General features: G+C 57.3%; 18 protein-coding genes. 16 read left to right on the top strand and 2 right to left on the bottom strand.

The features are described from left to right. Positions 1-15: 15 nt before the first annotated feature. From dibA to ACVBEG_RS23505, 6 genes are all read left to right on the top strand, one after another. Positions 16-1935, top strand: a complete 1920-nt coding sequence (gene dibA / locus ACVBEG_RS23530; protein WP_447108347.1) for a phosphodiesterase DibA — start codon at positions 16-18, stop codon at positions 1933-1935. Between the two features lie 195 nt (positions 1936-2130). Next, positions 2131-2313 carry a sulfur starvation response protein OscA gene (oscA, locus tag ACVBEG_RS23525; RefSeq protein ID WP_322218840.1) on the top strand — a complete coding sequence of 61 codons (183 nt, stop codon included), beginning with the start codon at positions 2131-2133 and terminating at the stop codon, positions 2311-2313. A 95-nt stretch (positions 2314-2408) separates the two neighbouring features. After that, complete coding sequence (locus ACVBEG_RS23520) at positions 2409-3416, top strand: sulfate ABC transporter substrate-binding protein (protein ID WP_322177260.1); 1008 nt, start codon at positions 2409-2411, stop codon at positions 3414-3416. Between the two features lie 91 nt (positions 3417-3507). Next, positions 3508-4329, top strand: a complete 822-nt coding sequence (cysT, locus tag ACVBEG_RS23515; protein ID WP_219063721.1) for a sulfate ABC transporter permease subunit CysT — start codon at positions 3508-3510, stop codon at positions 4327-4329. A gap of 10 nt (positions 4330-4339) precedes the next feature. Next, positions 4340-5212 (top strand): sulfate ABC transporter permease subunit CysW, encoded by an 873-nt coding sequence (cysW, locus tag ACVBEG_RS23510; RefSeq protein WP_322177261.1) that lies wholly within the window; start codon positions 4340-4342, stop codon positions 5210-5212. Positions 5213-5215: 3 nt separating this feature from the next. Further along, positions 5216-6205 (top strand): sulfate/molybdate ABC transporter ATP-binding protein, encoded by a 990-nt coding sequence (locus ACVBEG_RS23505; RefSeq protein ID WP_323565803.1) that lies wholly within the window; start codon positions 5216-5218, stop codon positions 6203-6205. Between the two features lie 89 nt (positions 6206-6294). On the opposite strand, the gene ACVBEG_RS23500 is transcribed toward ACVBEG_RS23505, so the two are convergent. Next, complete coding sequence (locus tag ACVBEG_RS23500) at positions 6295-6819, bottom strand: Mpo1 family 2-hydroxy fatty acid dioxygenase (RefSeq protein WP_447108346.1); 525 nt, start codon at positions 6817-6819, stop codon at positions 6295-6297. Between the two features lie 90 nt (positions 6820-6909). Here ACVBEG_RS23500 and ACVBEG_RS23495 point away from each other — a divergent pair, with 90 nt between their 5' ends. The 10 genes from ACVBEG_RS23495 (at position 6910) to ACVBEG_RS23450 (ending at position 17770) form a co-directional block, all read left to right on the top strand. Beyond that, positions 6910-7602, top strand: a complete 693-nt coding sequence (locus ACVBEG_RS23495; RefSeq protein WP_322177264.1) for a Crp/Fnr family transcriptional regulator — start codon at positions 6910-6912, stop codon at positions 7600-7602. A gap of 28 nt (positions 7603-7630) precedes the next feature. Further along, positions 7631-8293: a response regulator gene (locus ACVBEG_RS23490; RefSeq protein WP_322177265.1), complete on the top strand. Its 663-nt coding sequence runs from the start codon at positions 7631-7633 to the stop codon at positions 8291-8293. A gap of 263 nt (positions 8294-8556) precedes the next feature. Further along, on the top strand, positions 8557-9138 hold the full coding sequence (locus ACVBEG_RS23485; RefSeq protein WP_322177266.1) for an alpha/beta hydrolase: 582 nt from the start codon (positions 8557-8559) through the stop codon (positions 9136-9138). A gap of 126 nt (positions 9139-9264) precedes the next feature. Next, entirely contained in the window at positions 9265-10215 is a 951-nt protein-coding gene (locus ACVBEG_RS23480) for a sigma 54-interacting transcriptional regulator (protein ID WP_330201616.1), read from the top strand. Positions 10216-10421: 206 nt separating this feature from the next. After that, complete coding sequence (locus ACVBEG_RS23475; protein WP_219063730.1) at positions 10422-11204, top strand: MetQ/NlpA family ABC transporter substrate-binding protein; 783 nt, start codon at positions 10422-10424, stop codon at positions 11202-11204. A gap of 197 nt (positions 11205-11401) precedes the next feature. After that, entirely contained in the window at positions 11402-12298 is an 897-nt protein-coding gene (locus tag ACVBEG_RS23470) for a TauD/TfdA dioxygenase family protein (protein ID WP_322177268.1), read from the top strand. Between the two features lie 16 nt (positions 12299-12314). After that, on the top strand, positions 12315-13196 hold the full coding sequence (locus tag ACVBEG_RS23465; protein WP_322218858.1) for an ABC transporter ATP-binding protein: 882 nt from the start codon (positions 12315-12317) through the stop codon (positions 13194-13196). A 188-nt stretch (positions 13197-13384) separates the two neighbouring features. After that, the gene (locus tag ACVBEG_RS23460; RefSeq protein WP_323565800.1) at positions 13385-14239 is read left to right on the top strand and encodes an ABC transporter permease; all 855 of its coding nucleotides are present in this window, start codon (positions 13385-13387) and stop codon (positions 14237-14239) included. A gap of 39 nt (positions 14240-14278) precedes the next feature. Then, a complete protein-coding gene (locus ACVBEG_RS23455) occupies positions 14279-15298 on the top strand; it encodes an ABC transporter substrate-binding protein (RefSeq protein ID WP_323565799.1) in 1020 nt (339 codons plus the stop codon). Positions 15299-15427: 129 nt separating this feature from the next. After that, on the top strand, positions 15428-17770 hold the full coding sequence (locus ACVBEG_RS23450) for a glycoside hydrolase (RefSeq protein WP_323565806.1): 2343 nt from the start codon (positions 15428-15430) through the stop codon (positions 17768-17770). Here ACVBEG_RS23450 and ACVBEG_RS23445 read toward each other — a convergent pair. Beyond that, positions 17685-18311, bottom strand: coding sequence for a class I SAM-dependent methyltransferase (locus ACVBEG_RS23445; RefSeq protein WP_322218867.1), 627 nt, complete (start codon positions 18309-18311; stop codon positions 17685-17687). The genes ACVBEG_RS23450 and ACVBEG_RS23445 overlap by 86 nt on opposite strands. Positions 18312-18360 lie beyond the last annotated feature (49 nt).

Raw genomic sequence — 18360 nt, 5'->3', positions numbered from 1 at the left:
GGTTTTTTTAATTTTATGTCACTTTCTTCTCGCAATGCGCTGCGGACGGCCCTGCTCTACGCGCTGGTGTCGGCTTTGTGGCTTGAGATCAGCAATGCCTCGCTTCGGCATCTGATCCAGGATCAGGCTAGTTTCGACCAATGGCAGTTGGTAAATGCCTATGCATGGCTGATTTTCAGCGCCGTGCTGATTTTTTTCGCCCGCACCCGGCTCCTCGGCTGCATGGCCGCCGCTGCCCGAGCCGGGCTGAAAAAGCAGGACCAGGAGCGCTTGAGCCAAGCGGAGGCGGTGTTCGATTGCACGTGCGAAGGCGTCGTGGTCACTGACAAGCAGGGTTTGATCGTGCATGTGAACCGGGCCTTCATGGAAATTACCGGTTACCAGGCAAACGAAGTGCTCGGGCTTAACCCGAAAAAATTCAAGTCTGGCCGCCACGGACCTGAATTTTACCAGACCATGTTTCAGGCGTTGAACGCCAGCGGTCAATGGAGCGGTGAGATCTGGAACCGTCGTAAAAACGGCGAGATTTTTCCGCAATGGCAAAGCATCCGCGTCATCAAGGATGAGAACAGTGAAATCAGCCATTATGTGGCGGTATTTTCGGACATCTCCGCCATCAAGCGTTCGCAGCGCGAACTGGTGCACCTGGCGCACTTCGATCCGCTGACCAGTCTGCCTAATCGTCTATTGTTTACCGACCGTACCGAGCAAGCTCTGGAGCATGCCCAGGCCAACAAGCGTGGCTGTGCGTTATTGCTGATCGATCTGGATCACTTCAAGAACATCAACGACAGTCTTGGGCATAACGTTGGCGATCAGGTGCTCAAAATTGTGGCTGAGCGCCTGAATACATTGCTCGGCAACGGCATCACCCTGGCTCGGCTCGGGGGGGATGAGTTCGCCGTGTTGGCAGAAAACTGCCAGCAGGTGGCACAGGCCGCAGAACTGGCTCAAAGAGTCATCGAGGGTTTGAAGAAACCGTTCGTGTTCGAGGGCCATCAGCTGTTTATCAGCGCAAGCGTGGGCATCAGCCTGTTCCCCAGTGATGCCCTGAATGCCGAGCAACTGCTGCGCAACGCGGATTCGGCGTTATTCAAGGCTAAAAGCGAAGGCCGCGAAGGATATGCCTTGTATACCGAAGAGCTGACCGCGCATGCGCAGCAGCGGGTCGAATTGGCCAGTGAGCTCCGTCGCGCCATAGCGCACGAGGAGTTGCGGGTGTTTTATCAGCCGATACATGACCTTTCCAGCGGCCGTATGTCCGGGGTCGAAGCGCTGGTCCGCTGGCAGCATCCTGATCGGGGGCTGGTGTCCCCGGGCGACTTCATTCCGGTTGCCGAACAAAGTGGCTTGATCGCCGATATCGACATTTGGGTGCTCAAGCACGCCTGCCAGCAGATGAGTGATTGGCGCGAGGCCGGGGTCGGCCTTGAATTTGTCGCGGTGAATGTTTCCAGTCGGATGTTTGGTCGTAGCGATTTGTATCAGCACGTCGCGGAGGTGCTTCGCGACACGGGGCTTGATTCGCGTTTTCTAGAACTGGAGGTCACTGAAAGTGCGGTGATGGAAGATCCGGACATGGCCATCGAGCAACTGCATCGCCTGCGCGAGTTGGGCCTGCGACTGGCCATTGATGACTTTGGCACGGGCTATTCATCGTTGCTGCGGCTCAAACGCATGCCGGTGCAAAAACTGAAAATCGATCAGGGCTTTATCGCCGGTTTGCCCCATGACGAGGATGATGTCGCCATCGTTCGAGTGATCATCGCCCTTGCGAAAACGTTGGGAATGCAGGTGCTGGCCGAAGGCATCGAGCGTCCCGATCAGGCGAGTTTCCTGCTGGAAAACCATTGCGAGCAGGGCCAGGGCTACTGGTTTGGCCGTCCACAGCCGGCTGAAAAGCTGGATTTACACCATGTGGTGACGTTGTCCTGAGCACCCGAATGTCACGTTGCTGGAAACGCGCAATACGTTTCCTTGCCGGGAAATATCTCTAAATTCTTTTTGGTTATATCTGCATTCTTAAATAGTCTTTTTAAGAATAACTGCGCCTCTCTAAGATTACCTCCACGCCACAAGCAGTTGCCCGCGAATCGCTACTGCAGGCACCTCTTATCAAGGAGAAGAATCATGAGCGCATCTCTACGCAGTGTTGACGGCCAGGACGAAGCAAGCATCCTGCGCGAAATTCAGAGTGCGTTGCGCGACCTGCGCTTCGGCGCAGTGGAAATCACTGTGCATAACGCGCAAGTGGTTCAGATCGAACGCAAAGAAAAGTTCCGCCTACAGACCCCGAGCAACAAGACCAGTTGACCTGCGGATCCAGGCGTTCGCCAGCTCCCACAGGGAGATGAGTTCGACCCATCAAGCAAAAGCCAACAATCAAAGAATTGTCCAGGAGCTTCACCATGTCTATTCGTCGCTTTGCCTTGGCCGCGCTCGCCAGCGCTGTTTTTGCAGGTTCCGCCGTTGCCAAGGACATTGAGCTGCTGAATGTGTCCTACGACCCGACGCGCGAGCTGTACCAAGATTACAACGCTGAGTTCATCAGTTTCTGGAAGAAGACCCACGCTGACGATACTGTGAAAATTCAGCAATCCCATGGTGGTTCAGGCAAGCAGGGGCGTGCGGTGATCGACGGTCTGCGCGCGGATGTGGTGACTTTGGCCCTGGCTGGCGACATCGACGAAATTGCGAAAATCGGCAAAACCTTGCCCGAGAACTGGCAAACCCGCCTGCCGGATGCCAGCACGCCATACACTTCAACCATCGTGTTCCTGGTACGCAAGGGCAACCCTAAAGGCATCAAAGACTGGGGCGACTTGATCAAGAATGACGTGTCGGTCATCACCCCTAACCCGAAAACCTCTGGCGGCGCACGCTGGAACTTCCTTGCCGCGTGGGCTTATGGTCTGAAGGCCGGTGGTAGCGAAGCCAAGGCGCGGGAATACGTGCAGGCCTTGTTCAAGCATGTGCCGGTTCTCGACACGGGCGCTCGCGGTTCAACCATTACCTTCGTCAATAATGGTCAGGGTGACGTGTTGCTGGCATGGGAAAACGAAGCGTTCCTGGCACTGAAAGAAGACGGTGGCGCTGACAAGTTCGACATCGTCGTACCTTCGCTGTCGATTCTGGCCGAGCCGCCGGTATCGATTGTCGACAAGAACGTCGACAAGAAAGGCACCCGTGAAATTGCCACTGCTTACCTGGAGCATCTGTACAGCCCGGCCGGTCAGGAAATTGCCGCAAAAAACTTCTACCGCCCACGTAACGCAGAAGTGGCGGCCAAATATGCCAGGCAATTCCCTAAACTGGACCTGGTGACTATCGACAAAGACTTCGGTGGCTGGAAAACTGCGCAACCGAAATTCTTCAATGATGGCGGCGTGTTCGACCAGATTTACCAGGCGCAATAGCCTGTGCAGCGCTACGTTGAAAAGCGTATCGCCTAGTTTGGCCTTTAGCCCGGATTCATTTCCGGGCTTCGTGCGTTAACCAAGGACTTTTATGTCGCGTCGTATTTCCCCCGTCATACCCGGCTTCGGGCTGACGCTGGGCTACACCTTGGTGTACCTCAGCTTGATTGTGTTGATCCCGCTGGCTGCCATGTTCATCCATGCTGCCCAGCTGACGTGGGATCAATTCTGGGCCATCGTCACTGCCCCGCGTGTGGTTGCCGCCTTGAAGCTGAGTTTTGGCACCGCATTTTATGCCGCCATCATCAATGGCGTGATTGGCACACTGCTGGCCTGGGTGCTGGTGCGTTACACCTTCCCCGGGCGCAAGATCATCGATGCGATGATCGACCTGCCGTTCGCGCTGCCGACTGCTGTTGCCGGTATCGCCCTGACGGCGCTGTATACGCCGACAGGCCTGGTAGGGCAGTTCGCCGCCGACCTGGGCTTCAAGATTGCTTACACCCCGCTTGGCATCACCCTCGCCCTGACCTTTGTCACGCTGCCGTTTGTGGTGCGCACGGTGCAGCCGGTGTTGGCCGATATCCCGCGTGAAGTCGAAGAGGCCGCCGCCTGCCTGGGCGCGAGGCCGTTGCAGGTGTTCCGCTATATTCTGGTGCCGGCCCTGCTTCCCGCATGGCTGACCGGGTTCGCCCTGGCCTTTGCGCGTGGCGTAGGCGAGTACGGATCGGTGATTTTCATTGCCGGCAACATGCCGATGAAAACCGAGATCCTGCCGCTGCTGATCATGGTCAAGCTCGATCAATACGATTACACCGGCGCCACTGCCATTGGCGTGATGATGCTGATGGTTTCTTTCGTCCTGCTGCTGCTGATCAACTTGTTGCAGCGTCGCATCGAAACCCCATCCTAAGGAGGCGCGTATGTCTTACTCAACTGTTTCTGCTGCCGCCTCCGCCAACGCTGCCCGTCGTGGCAGCGCAGTGTCTCGAAGGATTCTGATCGGTCTTGGCTGGCTGGTTTTTATCCTGTTTCTGGGGCTGCCGTTGTTCATTGTGGTCTCTCAAGGCCTGAAAAACGGACTGGGTGCGTTCTTCACCGCGATCTTCGAGCCGGACGCATTGTCGGCGCTCAAACTCACCGTGATCGCCGTGCTGATTTCGGTACCGCTCAATGTCGTGTTCGGCGTCAGCGCTGCCTGGTGCGTGAGCAAGTATTCGTTCCGTGGCAAAAGTATGCTGGTGACCCTGATCGACTTGCCGTTTTCGGTGTCACCGGTAATCGCCGGTCTGGTCTACGTCCTGATGTTCGGCGCTCAAGGCTTGTTCGGGCCTTGGCTACAGGATCACGACATCCAGATCGTGTTTGCCTTGCCGGGTATCGTGCTGGCGACTATTTTCGTGACCGTGCCGTTTGTTGCTCGCGAGCTGATCCCGTTGATGCAGGAGCAAGGCACGCAGGAAGAAGAGGCGGCGCGGCTGTTGGGGGCCAACGGCTGGCAGATGTTCTGGCACGTCACGGTCCCGAACATCAAGTGGGGTTTGATCTACGGCGTGGTGCTGTGTACCGCGCGGGCCATGGGTGAGTTCGGCGCGGTCTCGGTGGTTTCCGGGCACATTCGCGGCGTCACCAACACCCTGCCGTTGCACGTTGAGATCCTTTATAACGAATACAACCACGTTGCAGCGTTTGCCGTGGCGAGCCTGTTGCTGATCCTGGCGCTGTTCATCCTGCTGCTCAAGCAGTGGAGCGAGTCGCGCATTACCCGTCTGCGCCAAAGTGCGGCGGAGGAATAATTCATGTCGATCGAAGTCCGTAACGTCAGCAAGCGTTTCAACGCCTTCCAGGCCCTGAACTCCATCAATCTGGACATTCAAAGCGGTGAGCTGGTGGCCCTGCTGGGCCCGTCAGGCTGTGGCAAAACCACCTTGCTGCGTATTATTGCCGGCCTGGAAACCCCTGATGAGGGCAGCATCGTTTTCCACGGAGAAGACGTCTCCGGGCACGATGTGCGTGATCGCAATGTCGGGTTCGTGTTCCAGCACTACGCACTGTTTCGCCACATGACGGTGTTCGACAACGTCGCGTTCGGTTTGCGCATGAAACCGAAGAACCAACGTCCGACCGAAAGTCAGATTGCGGTCAAGGTTCATGAGCTGCTGAACATGGTGCAGCTCGATTGGTTGTCGGACCGTTATCCGGAGCAACTGTCCGGCGGTCAGCGTCAGCGTATCGCGCTGGCCCGTGCGTTGGCGGTCGAGCCCAAAGTGCTGCTGCTCGATGAACCGTTCGGCGCACTGGATGCCAAGGTCCGTAAAGAGCTGCGCCGCTGGTTGGCGCGCCTGCACGAAGACATCAACCTGACCTCGGTCTTCGTGACCCACGACCAGGAAGAAGCCATGGAAGTGGCAGACCGCATCGTGGTGATGAACAAGGGCGTGATCGAGCAGATCGGCTCACCGGGCGAGGTGTATGAAAACCCGGCCAGCGACTTCGTTTACCACTTCCTGGGTGACTCCAACCGTCTGCACCTGGGCGACGATAACCACGTGCTGTTCCGCCCGCATGAGGTGTCGTTGTCGCGGCATGAACTGGAAGACCACCACGCGGCCGAAGTGCGTGATATCCGGCCGCTGGGCGCCACCACTCGCGTGACCTTGAAGGTCGAAGGTCAAAGCGAACTGATCGAAGCCGAAGTGGTGAAAGACCACGACAGCCTGATCGGTCTGACACGTGGTGACACCTTGTTCTTCAAGCCGAAGGTCTGGCAGAAACTGGCGGATAGCTGATCTTTTTGACGCGGTGTGTTCGGCACACCGCGTCAAACCATTCGCCTGTGCCGGCTGTGTGGAGCGAACGCATTCGCGAATGACGTCAATCAAACCAGCGCTTTCTTCCCGCGAATACCGGTAGGCCCGACACGCTCTTCCATGGCGTGCTTGAGTGACTGTCGCAGCCCCAGCAAAAACGCCACTTCGGCCACCATGAACAGTGGCCCGACGATCAGCCCCGACACATCGTCAACGAACGCCGGTTTACGCCCTTCGTAAAAATGGCCGACAAATTGAATCGCCCAACCGACGACAAACAAACCGACGCCGCTGCTCAGCCAGACCAGCGTCGACTGCACGGCAAGCGTGTGTCCTGTCCAAAGGGATAGGCCGAGCAGGGCGCCCATCACCACACCGAACCGCATATCCAGGCGCAAGTAGAACCCTGTAGACCCCAGTGCCAGCAGGGTTGCGGGCGAAAGCCATATGCCGCCTATCACGGCGCCGGGACGCGAAAGGAGCACGGCCACCGCAATGACAATCAGCGGAATGCCGATAAAGTGACTGACGATGTTGCGTGTGTCGCGATGGTAGGCGGCGTATTGACTAAGATGATCAACGAGGTTTTTCATTGTTATTCCTCCTGTGGAACGATGATCATGCCTCGGGATTTGAAAGAGCTTTGTCCGTTACCCGACAAAGTCTGCAATTAAGGAGTTCATATGAGCGGAGCCGTATGGCGGACCCGACTGCTGACCGGGTACTGGTTCAGCAATCTGCCGGCTGGTTTACAGGATAGCTTGCTCAATGCCGCGAAAACGCGACGCCTGACGCCAGGTAAGCCGTTGTTCCGGCGCGGCGATCCGCCGTGCGGGTTGTATGCGGTGCTCGAAGGCGCGATTCGTATTGGCTCGGTCAGCGAGCAAGGCAAGCAGACGTTGCTGTCGCGGATCGAGCTGCCTTACTGGTTTGGCGAGGTGTCGTTGTTCGATGGCCTGCCGCGCACCCATGACGCATTTTCCGAAGCCCACAGCATTCTGTTGCAGGTCCCGCAGTCGGCGCTGGTGACTCTGCTGGAAAAAGAGCCTCAGTATTGGCGCCATTTCGCCTTGTTGATGAGTCAGAAACTACGCCTGACGTTCGTTCATCTCGAGCAGCAAAGCTTGTTGCCTGCCGCCGCGCGCGTGGCCTGTCGCTTACTGTTGATCGCCGAAGGGTATGGCGAGATCAATCGCTCGCGAGAGGTGATCGAGCTGCCTCAGGAGCCGTTGGCGCAAATGCTGTCGATGTCTCGCCAGACCATCAACAAAATCCTCAACGATTTTCAGACTCAGGGTGTCCTGGACATCAGTTATGGCGAAATCAGGATTCTTGACCTGGATAAACTGCGTGCGGCGGCCTCGCAATCAGCCTAGCCTAGACGCACGATAAATGAGGTGCACCATGCGTTTGCTGTTAGTGGAAAACGATCTCAGTACCGCCAATCAGTTGGCCAAGGGGCTTGGCGAGTCGGGGTTTAGGGTCGACGTCGCGGATAACGGCCTGTCCGGCCGCCATTTCGTCGAAGAGAATGCCTACGACCTGATCATCCTCGATGCCATGTTGCCGGGCCTGAATGGCTGGCAACTGCTGCAACTGGTCCGTCAGCGCGGCAATACGCCCGTGTTGTTCCTGACCGCCCGCGATACCATGGAAGACCGGTTGCGCGGGCTGGAACTGGGTGCCGATGATTACCTGCTCAAGCCCTTTACCCTTGAGGAACTGTTGGTCCGGGTTCGGACCTTGCTGCGGCGTGGGCCAACCGGTACTGCCGACAGCTACTCTATTGCCGATCTGGAAATCGACGTACCACTCCAGCGCGTTAGTCGTGGCGGGCAACGGATCTCGTTGAGCGATCAGGAGTTCGAACTGCTGCAGTTGCTGGTCAGCCGTCAGGGTGATGTCATTTCACGCGCGCTGATCGCTTCGCAGGTGTTCAACAATGACATGGACAAGGTCGAAATCGCCATCCATCGCCTGCGCTCTAAAATCGATGAGCGCTACTTGCCGAAACTGATTCATACCGTGGGTGTTGTGGGCTATCAGTTGGAGGTGCTGGAAGGCTGATTGAGCTCTGTTGGCTGACTCCAACATGCACTATAGGCAGCTTTCTGCCCGGTAACGTTTCTGTCACAGCGTTTGGATAAGCTCGAATTGTAAGTTTTTTATGGGCCGCTCCTTAGGCAGGGGGCGGTCCTTTTTTTTGCCTGCCGAATCTATAATCCTTATATTCTTTTAAGGTCTTAATAAATAGCTTCTTATTCCTTAACGAATATATGTCGCGTCCTTATACTTTGCCCATGAACGCAAACAGGCAGGAGGCGCACCCCATGCGTAACGAGTCGATCCGCTATCTGATCGTGCCAGGCTGGCAAGGGTCGTCTGACGACCATTGGCAAACGCATTGGCAGAACAGTTTGCCCAACAGCGCGCGCGTGGAGCAGGCCGACTGGCTCAAACCACGGCGCGAGGATTGGGTCGGTGAATTGCAGCGCGCGATTGTCGCTGACAGCACGCCGGTGATCCTGATCGCTCATAGCCTGGGGTGCATCACCGTTGCGCATTGGGCCGAACTCGCGCCTTTGCAGTCGCTGCGTCAGGTGCGCGGTGCCTTGCTGGTGGCGCCTGCTGACGTTGAACGGCCGAACTGCTCGCCTGCGTTACGTAATTTCGCACCGATTCCTGGGCACCTGCTGCCGTTTCCGACCCAAGTGGTCAGCTCGGATAACGACACGGCGGTCAGTACTCAGCGCGCGCTGGAGCTGGCTCATAACTGGGGCGCAGAAGCAGGCATTCTCAGGGGGGCGGGGCACATCAATGTGAAGTCCGGCCATCAGCGCTGGGAGCAGGGCTTCGCCTATCTGTACCGCCTGCAAAACCGAATGGAACACCACGCTCGGCGTCGCGCCTGAATTCGATCGGCGCGGCAGACGCCATGCTTTACTCATCGACCTCAATAATTTTCACGCCGGACCCTCGGGCCCTATTGTCTATTTTTAACGCGTGAGTCGTCGCAAGGGCTCAGGCGGGAGTTTGCCATGAGCCTTCACGAAACCTTTGGTCAGCCGTTATTGACCTTCCCCGATGCGGAAAAAAGCCCGCTGAGCATTCGCGCCAAAGCGCTGGTGTTCGTCGACCCGCGCTCGCGTCAGTTGCGCGAAGAGCTGGAGCAACTGGCACCGCGCTCGTTACCGGTGCTGATCCGTGGCGAAACCGGCAGCGGCAAGGAACTGCTGGCCCGGCATATCCATCGCGCCAGCGACCGTGGGGGCTTATTCGTGTCAGTGAACTGCGGAGCGATCAGCCCGACGTACGCCGATGCCGAGCTGTTCGGCTATGCCGCCGGCGCTTACAGCAGCTCCGCCAGCAGTCGTGCGGGATGGTTCGGTTCGGCCAATGGCGGGACCTTGTACCTGGATGAAATCGGCGATTTGCCGCTGCCGATACAGATCAAGCTGTTGGCGGCGCTGGAGAACCATGAAGTGACCCGCGTTGGCGCCCAGCAACCCAGCCCGGTGGACGTGCGTCTGGTGGCCGCCACCAGCATCGATCTGGCGCAGGCGGTGGCCGTCGGTAAATTTAACGAGCGGCTTTATCACTACCTCAGCGAAGGTCGACTGGACCTGCCTGCGTTACGCGAGCGAGTGGGTGACATCCTGTCTTTGGCCGAATATTTTCTCGGCATTTACAGCCAGCGTTTGGGCTTGCCGGTGCCACTGATCAGTGAAACTGCGCAACAGGTATTGGAGCGGCACAGTTGGCCGGGCAATACTCGCGAGCTGGAGAACGTTATTCATTTCGCGCTGTTGGTCAGCAGTGGCGATGAAATTTTGCCCGAACACCTTAATCTGCCCGACAGCGCGAATCCTCTGGCGCAGATCGAGCAGCAAGCGGAGCACTTGCTCGCTTTCGCGCATCCCGGGCAACTGTCGGAATTGCAGCGATTGCTGGAGCGCCTGAGCCAACGCGTGTCGCAAACCCCACGTTAGACGCTGTGTTTCGCGGAGAGAGTGGCGCTTAATGCTAGTCAGCACAAAAAAGCATAACCATTGGCGTAAAAAGTATTGTCATGGAATAAGAAATATCGGTAATGTCCATTTCACGCCGCTGAGTCATAAGGTTCAACCGATGATCAGCGGCAACTCACTGATAAGCCGTCGTTTGTGACGACCGCGACTTTCACTAAGGACACCGCATGAAAAAGACGTTGTTGTTGACCGCCCTCGCTGCTGCGCTTTCGATTGGCCTGGCCCACGCCGGTGAAAAACTGGTCGTCGGCGCTACGCCTGTTCCGCACGCCGAGATTCTTGAGTTGATCAAGCCTGAGCTGGCAAAAGAAGGCGTGGACCTGGAAATCAAAGTCTTCAACGACTACGTGCAGCCGAACCTGCAGGTTTTCCAGAAGAAGCTCGATGCCAACTACTTCCAGACCAAGCCGTACCTGGATGGCTTCAACAAAGGCAAGAAGGCTGATCTGGTTACCGTCGTCGGCGTTCACGTCGAACCGTTCGGTGGCTACTCGTCCAAGTACAAATCCCTGGCTGACCTGCCGGACGGCGCAACTGTTGCCATTCCAAACGAAGGCAGCAACGCTGGCCGTGCACTGCTGCTGTTGGAGAAAGCCGGTCTGATCACCCTGAACGACCCGACTGACGCACTGGCAACGGTAAAGGACGTCAAGACCAACCCCAAGAACCTGAAGTTCAAGGAGCTGGAGTCGGCCATGTTGGCGCGCGCTTACAATCAGGTTGATCTGGACATGATCAACACCAACTATGCGTTGGAAGCCAAGCTCAACCCGAAGAAGGATGCACTGATTCTCGAAGGCGCTGATTCGCCTTACGTGAACTTCCTGGTGGCGCGTCCAGACAACGCCCACAGCGATGCAATCCAGAAACTGGCCAAGGCGCTGACCAGCCCTGAAGTCAAAGCATTCATTGCCAAGAAGTACGACGGCGCGGTACTGCCGGCGTTCTGATCTGAATTCAAGCGTTAACGTTTTTTACGCCGGCGGCTTTCATTAGCGTCGGCGTTTTTGCGTTTGGAACTGACCTGCCCGGCGGATCGCTAGTGTGTTCAGTGATATCTATATTCCTCAACGGTATTTAAATTAAGTTTCTTATACCTATAAAGTTCTGACTCTTGTTACCCAGCACACCCGGAGTCGGAGTTCTCATGCCAGCAGCCTCCCAAGCGTCCTCATCTGTATACATAGCCGATCAAGCATTCGACATACGCTCGTTCGCCGAAAAAGTGGGTGCGGAAATCATCGGCCTGGATCTGTCCCGGCCTCTCAGCGATGCGGACTTCGCCCGTGTCCATCAGGCGCACCTGGACTACCACGTCGTGGTGTTTCGCGATCAACACATCACCCCGCAGCAGCAGATTGATTTCAGTCGGCGTTTCGGCATCCTGCAAATCCATGTACTCAAGCAGTTTCTGCTAAAAAACCATCCGGAAATTCTTATCGTTTCGAACATCGTCGAGGACGGTCAGCCGATTGGCTTGGGCGATGCCGGCAAGTATTGGCACTCGGACCTGTCCTACAAGGAACTGCCGAGCCTCGGTTCGATGCTGCACGCCCAGGAGCTGCCTGACGAAGGTGGTGACACGTTGTTCGCCAATCTGCACGTTGCCTGGGATACGTTGCCGCACGCCCTGCGTGAGGCGGTCGAAGGCCTCTCGGCGGTGCATTCCTACACCTCGCGCTACAGCGACGGCAAAAATGCCGCCAACTGGCGCCCGGCGCTGACGTCGGAGCAGCTTGCACAAGTGGCTGAAGTGACTCACCCGATTGTGCGCACCCATCCAGAAACCGGGCGCAAGGCGTTGTTCGTCAGCGAAGGATTCACCACGCGCATCGTCGGCCTGCCGGAAGACGAAAGTCGCCAGTTGCTGGATCAACTCTATGCCCACAGCGTGCGTCCAGAGCATGTCTATCGGCACCAATGGCAGCCCCATGATCTGGTGTTCTGGGACAACCGCTCGCTGATCCATTTGGCTGCGGGTTGCCCCACTGAACTGCGCCGCAAGCTGTTCCGTACCACGATTCAAGGTGATGCGCCGTTCTGATCGATGGAGTTGTTTCATGAACGCTGTTTTGCAGGACCACACGGCCAGCGATAGTTTTATCGCACACAAGGTCAATCAGCAGACGGCTGAGCCCTTGTTGCACGTCCAGGGCGTGAGCCTGGAGTACCGCACCCCCGAGCGGGTGGTGCGGGCGACTCATCAAGTGAGTTTTGAAATCGACCCTGCGGATCGCTTCGTGCTGCTGGGGCCCTCGGGCTGCGGCAAATCCACCTTGCTCAAAGCTGTGGCCGGCTTCATTCAGCCCAGTGAAGGGCAGATCCGTCTGGCGGGCGTGCAAATCAAAGAACCTGGCCCGGACCGGATAGTGGTGTTCCAGGAGTTCGATCAGTTGCCTCCCTGGAAAACCGTGATCCAGAACGTGATTTTCCCGTTGGTGGCGTCTCGCACTCTCAAGCGTCGCGAGGCCGAAGAGCGTGCGCGTTACTACCTGGACAAAGTCGGCTTGAGCGCGTTTGCCGACGCCTACCCGCACACCTTGTCCGGCGGTATGAAAGCGCGGGTGGCGATTGCTCGCGCCTTGGCCATGCAGCCAAAAATCCTGTTGATGGACGAACCCTTTGCCGCCCTCGATGCACTGACCCGACGCAAGATGCAGGAAGAACTCCTGGCGCTGTGGGACGAGGTGCGTTTCACCTTGTTGTTCGTCACCCACTCCATCGAAGAAGCGCTGGTGGTCGGTAACCGAATTTTGCTGCTTTCGCCCCATCCAGGCCGCGTTCGGGCTGAAATCAACAGCCATCAATACGACCTGAACAGCCTCGGCGGTGCCGGTTTTCAAAACACCGCGCAACGCATTCATCGCCTGTTGTTCGATGAGGGTGGGACCGAACCGGTGGACCGCGAACTGAGCTTCCAGGATGTGCGCATAGCGTACTGACCATGACCCCGACTCCCAGAAAAACGCTAACCCCTGTAGGAGCTGACTTGTCTGCGAAAGGCTGGGGTCGCGGCCGCCCCGGAGGACCTTCATACGGGGATGAATCCAGCCATTTTGCGACTGCTGCGCAGCCGATTCGCAGACAAGTCAGCTCCTACCTGGACATGATCCACCAAGAGAATTCGAGCATGAGCATCCGAGAGGAATACGAAATCACGCTGACGCCTTTTACTCAGGCGGCACTGGCGGGTGATATCCCGCTGACGCAACGTATCTGGCAACTGAGCTGGGTGCGCAAAAGCGTGATCCTGATCGCCCTGGCGGTGATCTGGGAACTGGCTGCGCGTGTGCAAAACAATGACCTGCTGCTGCCGAGTTTTTTGCAGACCGCCGCTGCTTTCTACGACGGCATCATCACCGGTGAGTTGCTGAACAAGGTCTGGATTTCCCTGACCGTGCTGGTCAAGGGCTACCTGATCGGGATCATCCTTGCGTTCGGCTTGACGACGCTGGCGGTATCAACGCAATTGGGCCGCGACCTGCTCAGCACGCTGACCGCGATGCTCAACCCGTTGCCTGCGATTGCCTTGCTGCCGTTGTCGCTGCTGTGGTTTGGCCTGGGTGAGAACAGCCTGATTTTCGTGCTGGTGCATTCGGTGCTGTGGGCGCTGGCACTGAATACGTATGCGGGCTTTCTCGGTGTCTCGGAAACCCAGCGCATGGCCGGGCGTAACTATGGCCTCAAGGGGCTGCGCTTCGTCTGGTTCATTCTGATCCCTGCCGCGCTGCCATCGATTCTGGCCGGGCTGAAAATTGGCTGGGCCTTCGCCTGGCGCACGTTGATCGCCGCAGAGCTGGTGTTTGGTGCGTCGTCGGGTAAAGGCGGGTTGGGTTGGTACATCTTTCAGAATCGCAACGAGCTGTATACCGACAAAGTATTCGCCGGGTTGGCCGCCGTTATTTTGATCGGCTTGCTGGTGGAAAACCTGCTGTTCAACAACATCGAACGCCTGACCGTAAAACGCTGGGGCATGCAGCGCTGACAACACGCGTAACCTTCTTATCTGCATTGCGAGGATCACATGGCCACTTCTTTCAAGCGTCCGGCGCTGACAGCACTTGCGACGGCATTCGGTTTATTCGGGGCACTCCTGAGCAGCGGCGTGCAAGCAGAAGGCAAGATCAGCATCGCCCAACAATTCGGTATCGGTTACCTGATTCTCGACGTGGTGCGCGATCAGCAATTGATCGAGAAACACGGTAAACAGCAGGGCCTGGACATCAAGGTCGACTGGAACAGCATCTCGGGATCTACGGCCATGAACGAAGCATTGCTGGCCGGTGCGCTGGATGTGGTCTCGGCCGGGGTTCCTCCGATGTTGACCCTCTGGGATCGCACCAAGGGCAAACAGAACGTCAAGGCCATCGTTTCGCTGGGTTCGATGCCTAACTACCTGCTTAGCAACAACCCGGACGTGAAGAGCTTGAAAGACTTCACTGACAAGGACCGTATCGCCGTGCCTGCCGCAGGTGTCGGCTTCCAGTCACGCACGTTGCAGATCGAAACGGCCAAACAGTTTGGCGATGCCGACTTCAAACGCTTCGATACGATCTCCGTCAGCCTGCCGCACCCGGATGCTACCTCGGCGTTGATCGCCGGCGGGTCTGAAATCAGTTCACACTTTTCCAGCCCGCCGTTCCAGTATCAGGAGCTGGAAAACCCGAAGGTGCATAAGGTGCTCAGCTCCTATGACGTGCTCGGCGGTCAGGCCACGTTCAACGTGCTCTACACCACTGAAAAATTTCACGACGAAAACCCCAAAACCTACAAAGCGTTCTATGACGCCCTGGCTGAAGCCGAGCACATCATCAAGGCCGACAAGCCTGCCGCTGCTCAGACCTACATTCGTGTGGAGCAATCGAAATTGCCATTGGCCTTCGTCGAAAAAATCGTCGCCGACCCGGAAATCGATTTCACCATCACCCCTCAGCGCACCTTCATCTACGCCAGCAAATTGCAGGAATTGGGCGTGCTGAAAAACAAGGCTGACAGCTGGAAAGACTTCTTCTTCGAAGAAGCACATGGCGCGCCGGGAAGCTGATTTCTACTCATAGATGGTGGCTGCGATCTTTTAGGACCGGTACTACAGACAGTTTTTTTGTTTTCCACTAATTTCTGCTACTTCGAGTCAGTTGCCGATTTTCGGGCGCGCGGGGGCAGCATGTTTTACATGAACCGATGTTTGTATTCAGGGCTGCTGATCTGCGCCCTGTTAATGGCGCCATGGGCCGCCGCCGATACCTGGTTGGAAAACGACTATTGGCGAATAGAGATAGACCCGGCAACACTGGCGATTCGTGCCATTCCTGCCCGGGGTGCAGCAGTGCAAGCCTCCGCCGGAGTGGTTGCGCATCGGGTCAGCGCTCTGGATAAGCATGCGGAGCGCATCAATTGGCTGTGGGATGACGGTGCCTGGCAGCTCAGCGCAACGCTGGATCAGCGTGAACTCTCTCTGACTATTCAAGCCCGAGACCCCGGTGAGCTGGTTTTTCTCCGGCAACCCGGTCATGCGATGGGGAAGGGCTTGATATGGCCGCTTGCTGAAGGGCGTTACGTCCCGGCAGGTGATCCAGTGTGGCAGCGGTTCCTGCTGGATCAGGGCGAATTCAATACCACTCAGGACCTCAGCTTGCCGCTGTGGGGTATCGATCATGGCGGTTTCACCCTGAACTGGCTGATGACGAATCCCTACAATAACCGCCTGACATTGAGCGCCGAAGGCCTGGGGTTGGCGATTGCGGCCAGTCATGAATTCACCTCGCTGGCCCCGTTGACGCCGCTGACCTTTAGCCTCTATTTGGGCGAGGCCGACCCGCTGGCTGGCGCCAAACGCTATCGACAGGGGCTGATTCAAGCTGGACGCTATGAAACCTTCAGCGACAAACTGCGGAAGACCCCAGAAGCCGCGAAGTTGCTGGGAGCCAGTCACATCTATTTATGGGGCAATGATTTACTCGGGCCGGATGATGTACGCAGTTGGCCGCGCTTGCTTGAACTACTGCGCGGCAAAGGAACATTGGCTACAGCGTTGCGCGGTTATCTTGATGCTGCAGCCACGCAGATGCTGGAAATCGCCCAGCCCCCGCTTAGCCGTTACCAACAGGCCACCCTGTTGAGCGGCCTTAATCAAGCCCTGAACACCAAAGCGCGAGAAAGTTGGCAGGGGGCGGCCAGACCGGATATGCAGGCGTTGGCCAATCGCTACGGAGAACTGCGCGAGGAACTCGCGAAGGCTTTCGTCACTGCGCTGACACCGCAGCCTGAGCGGTGGGGCAGCATCATGTCCGAGACGACGATCAAGCAACTCCAGGCCGCCAAGCTGACGCGTTTGTGGCTGGGAGTGGCCGAAGGTTGGGAAGGCGGCCTGTGGCATCCCGAGGCGATACGCGCCGGCGTACTGGCCGGCTATCTGATGGCCCCATACGACTCTTATCAAACGGCATTGTCGTCGACGGAAAACCCGGACTGGACTACCGCGCATCTGGGAAACGACGCCTATCGCGATTGCGCCATATTATTGAAGCGCGGCGAGTTCAAGAGTGGGTTCCAGCAGTCAGGACATTACACCGACCCGCGCTGCGTGCGGCCTTTACTTGAGGCTCGAATAAAGGCGATTCAGGCTAAAGCCGGGTTCAACAGTTGGTTCCTCGATGCCTACGCGACCAGCATGTTGTTCGACAGCTATCGTCCTGACGCCAGCATGACCCAAGCGCAAAATGCCGCTGGCAATATTGATGCCTCACGCTGGATCGCTGAAACCTTGAAGCTGGTCGCAGGCTCTGAAGACGGAAATGCTGTCACCGCCCAAGGCATCCTGTTCGCTCATGGTATGCAGACGCCGGTTATTGGTTGGGGCGATCCGGACCTCAGCAAAAACAAACAGTCACCGTACTATCTGGGTGACTGGTACCCACCAGAACAGCCGAGCGTATTCTTCAAGCAGGTTCCGATCAAAGAACCCTATCGAACCGTCCATTTCGATCCCGCTACGAGGCTCCCCCTGTATCAGGCGGTGTTCCATGGCTCGGTGATCACCACTCATCACTGGCTGTTCGACAACGTCAAGCTGAGTAACGTGAGAGCGGAGAACGAGTTGACACAACTGCTCTACAACGTGCCGCCGCTTTACCACCTGAGTGCTGACACGCTGAAGCATCGGTTGCCGCTGATTGAGCGCCAGAACGCTTTTTTCCAACCTTTGCACCAACGTTTGGGGACTCAGTCTTTGACGGAATTCCGCTGGCTGACGCCCGATCGGCAAGTTCAGCAGACCACGTTTACCGATGGCACGCGATTGGTGGCCAACTTTGATCGCCAGGTGCGGGAGGTCGTCGGCAAGCGCTTTGCCGGGCAGTCTATTACAGCGTTTGAGGCGGACGGGCAGGTGACGGAATATATTGCCGACCAAAATCTCTGTGGGAAGTCCTTCAAGCCTTGCGCCACACACTCGCCAGCCACGGCTGTTTCTCGCGGGGCAGTCCTTCGGGGCGGTAATAGTGTTCAAGCTCGGTGAAGCCCGCGTCATTGAGCAGTTCGCGCCAGGCTTCCAGGTCGTGATAGGAGCCATAACGGCTGCCGTTCCAGCCTTCCTGATTTTCGCCCCTTGGATTGGAGCTGAACAGCACGCCGCCCGGCTTCAGCGTTGCGTGCAGTTCGCGCAGGACCCGTGGCAGTTCCTGGCGGGGGACGTGGAACAACACTGCGTTGGCGAAGATCCCGTCGAAGCGCTCGGCCGGTAGATCGAGTTCGAGAAAGTTCTGCTGCAAGACTTCACAGCCGGTCTCGGCACGGGCCATGTCGGCGAAACGCTCGGCGCCGTCCAGACCCACCGCACTATGACCCATGGCGCTGAAGGTCTTCAGATCGCGTCCCGGTCCGCAGCCAAAATCCAGAATATGCCACGGCGCCTCGCCTTCGATATGTCGCAGCAGCGCGGCTATGTTCTGGCTGACGTCGTGGTCACGGGTGCCTTCGCGGAAGTCGTCAGCCACTTCGTTGTAGTGGCCGACGGTGGTGGCGGTGATTTTGGCGAGGTCCTGCGGGGCGAGTTTCATTGCGGGTCTGTCTGGGCGTGGGTAAGTGATGAATATACCCCCGCCCAGC

It is taken from the genome of Pseudomonas sp. GG8, from assembly GCF_052976945.1.
This window is presented reverse-complemented; position numbering and strand designations above follow the sequence as displayed.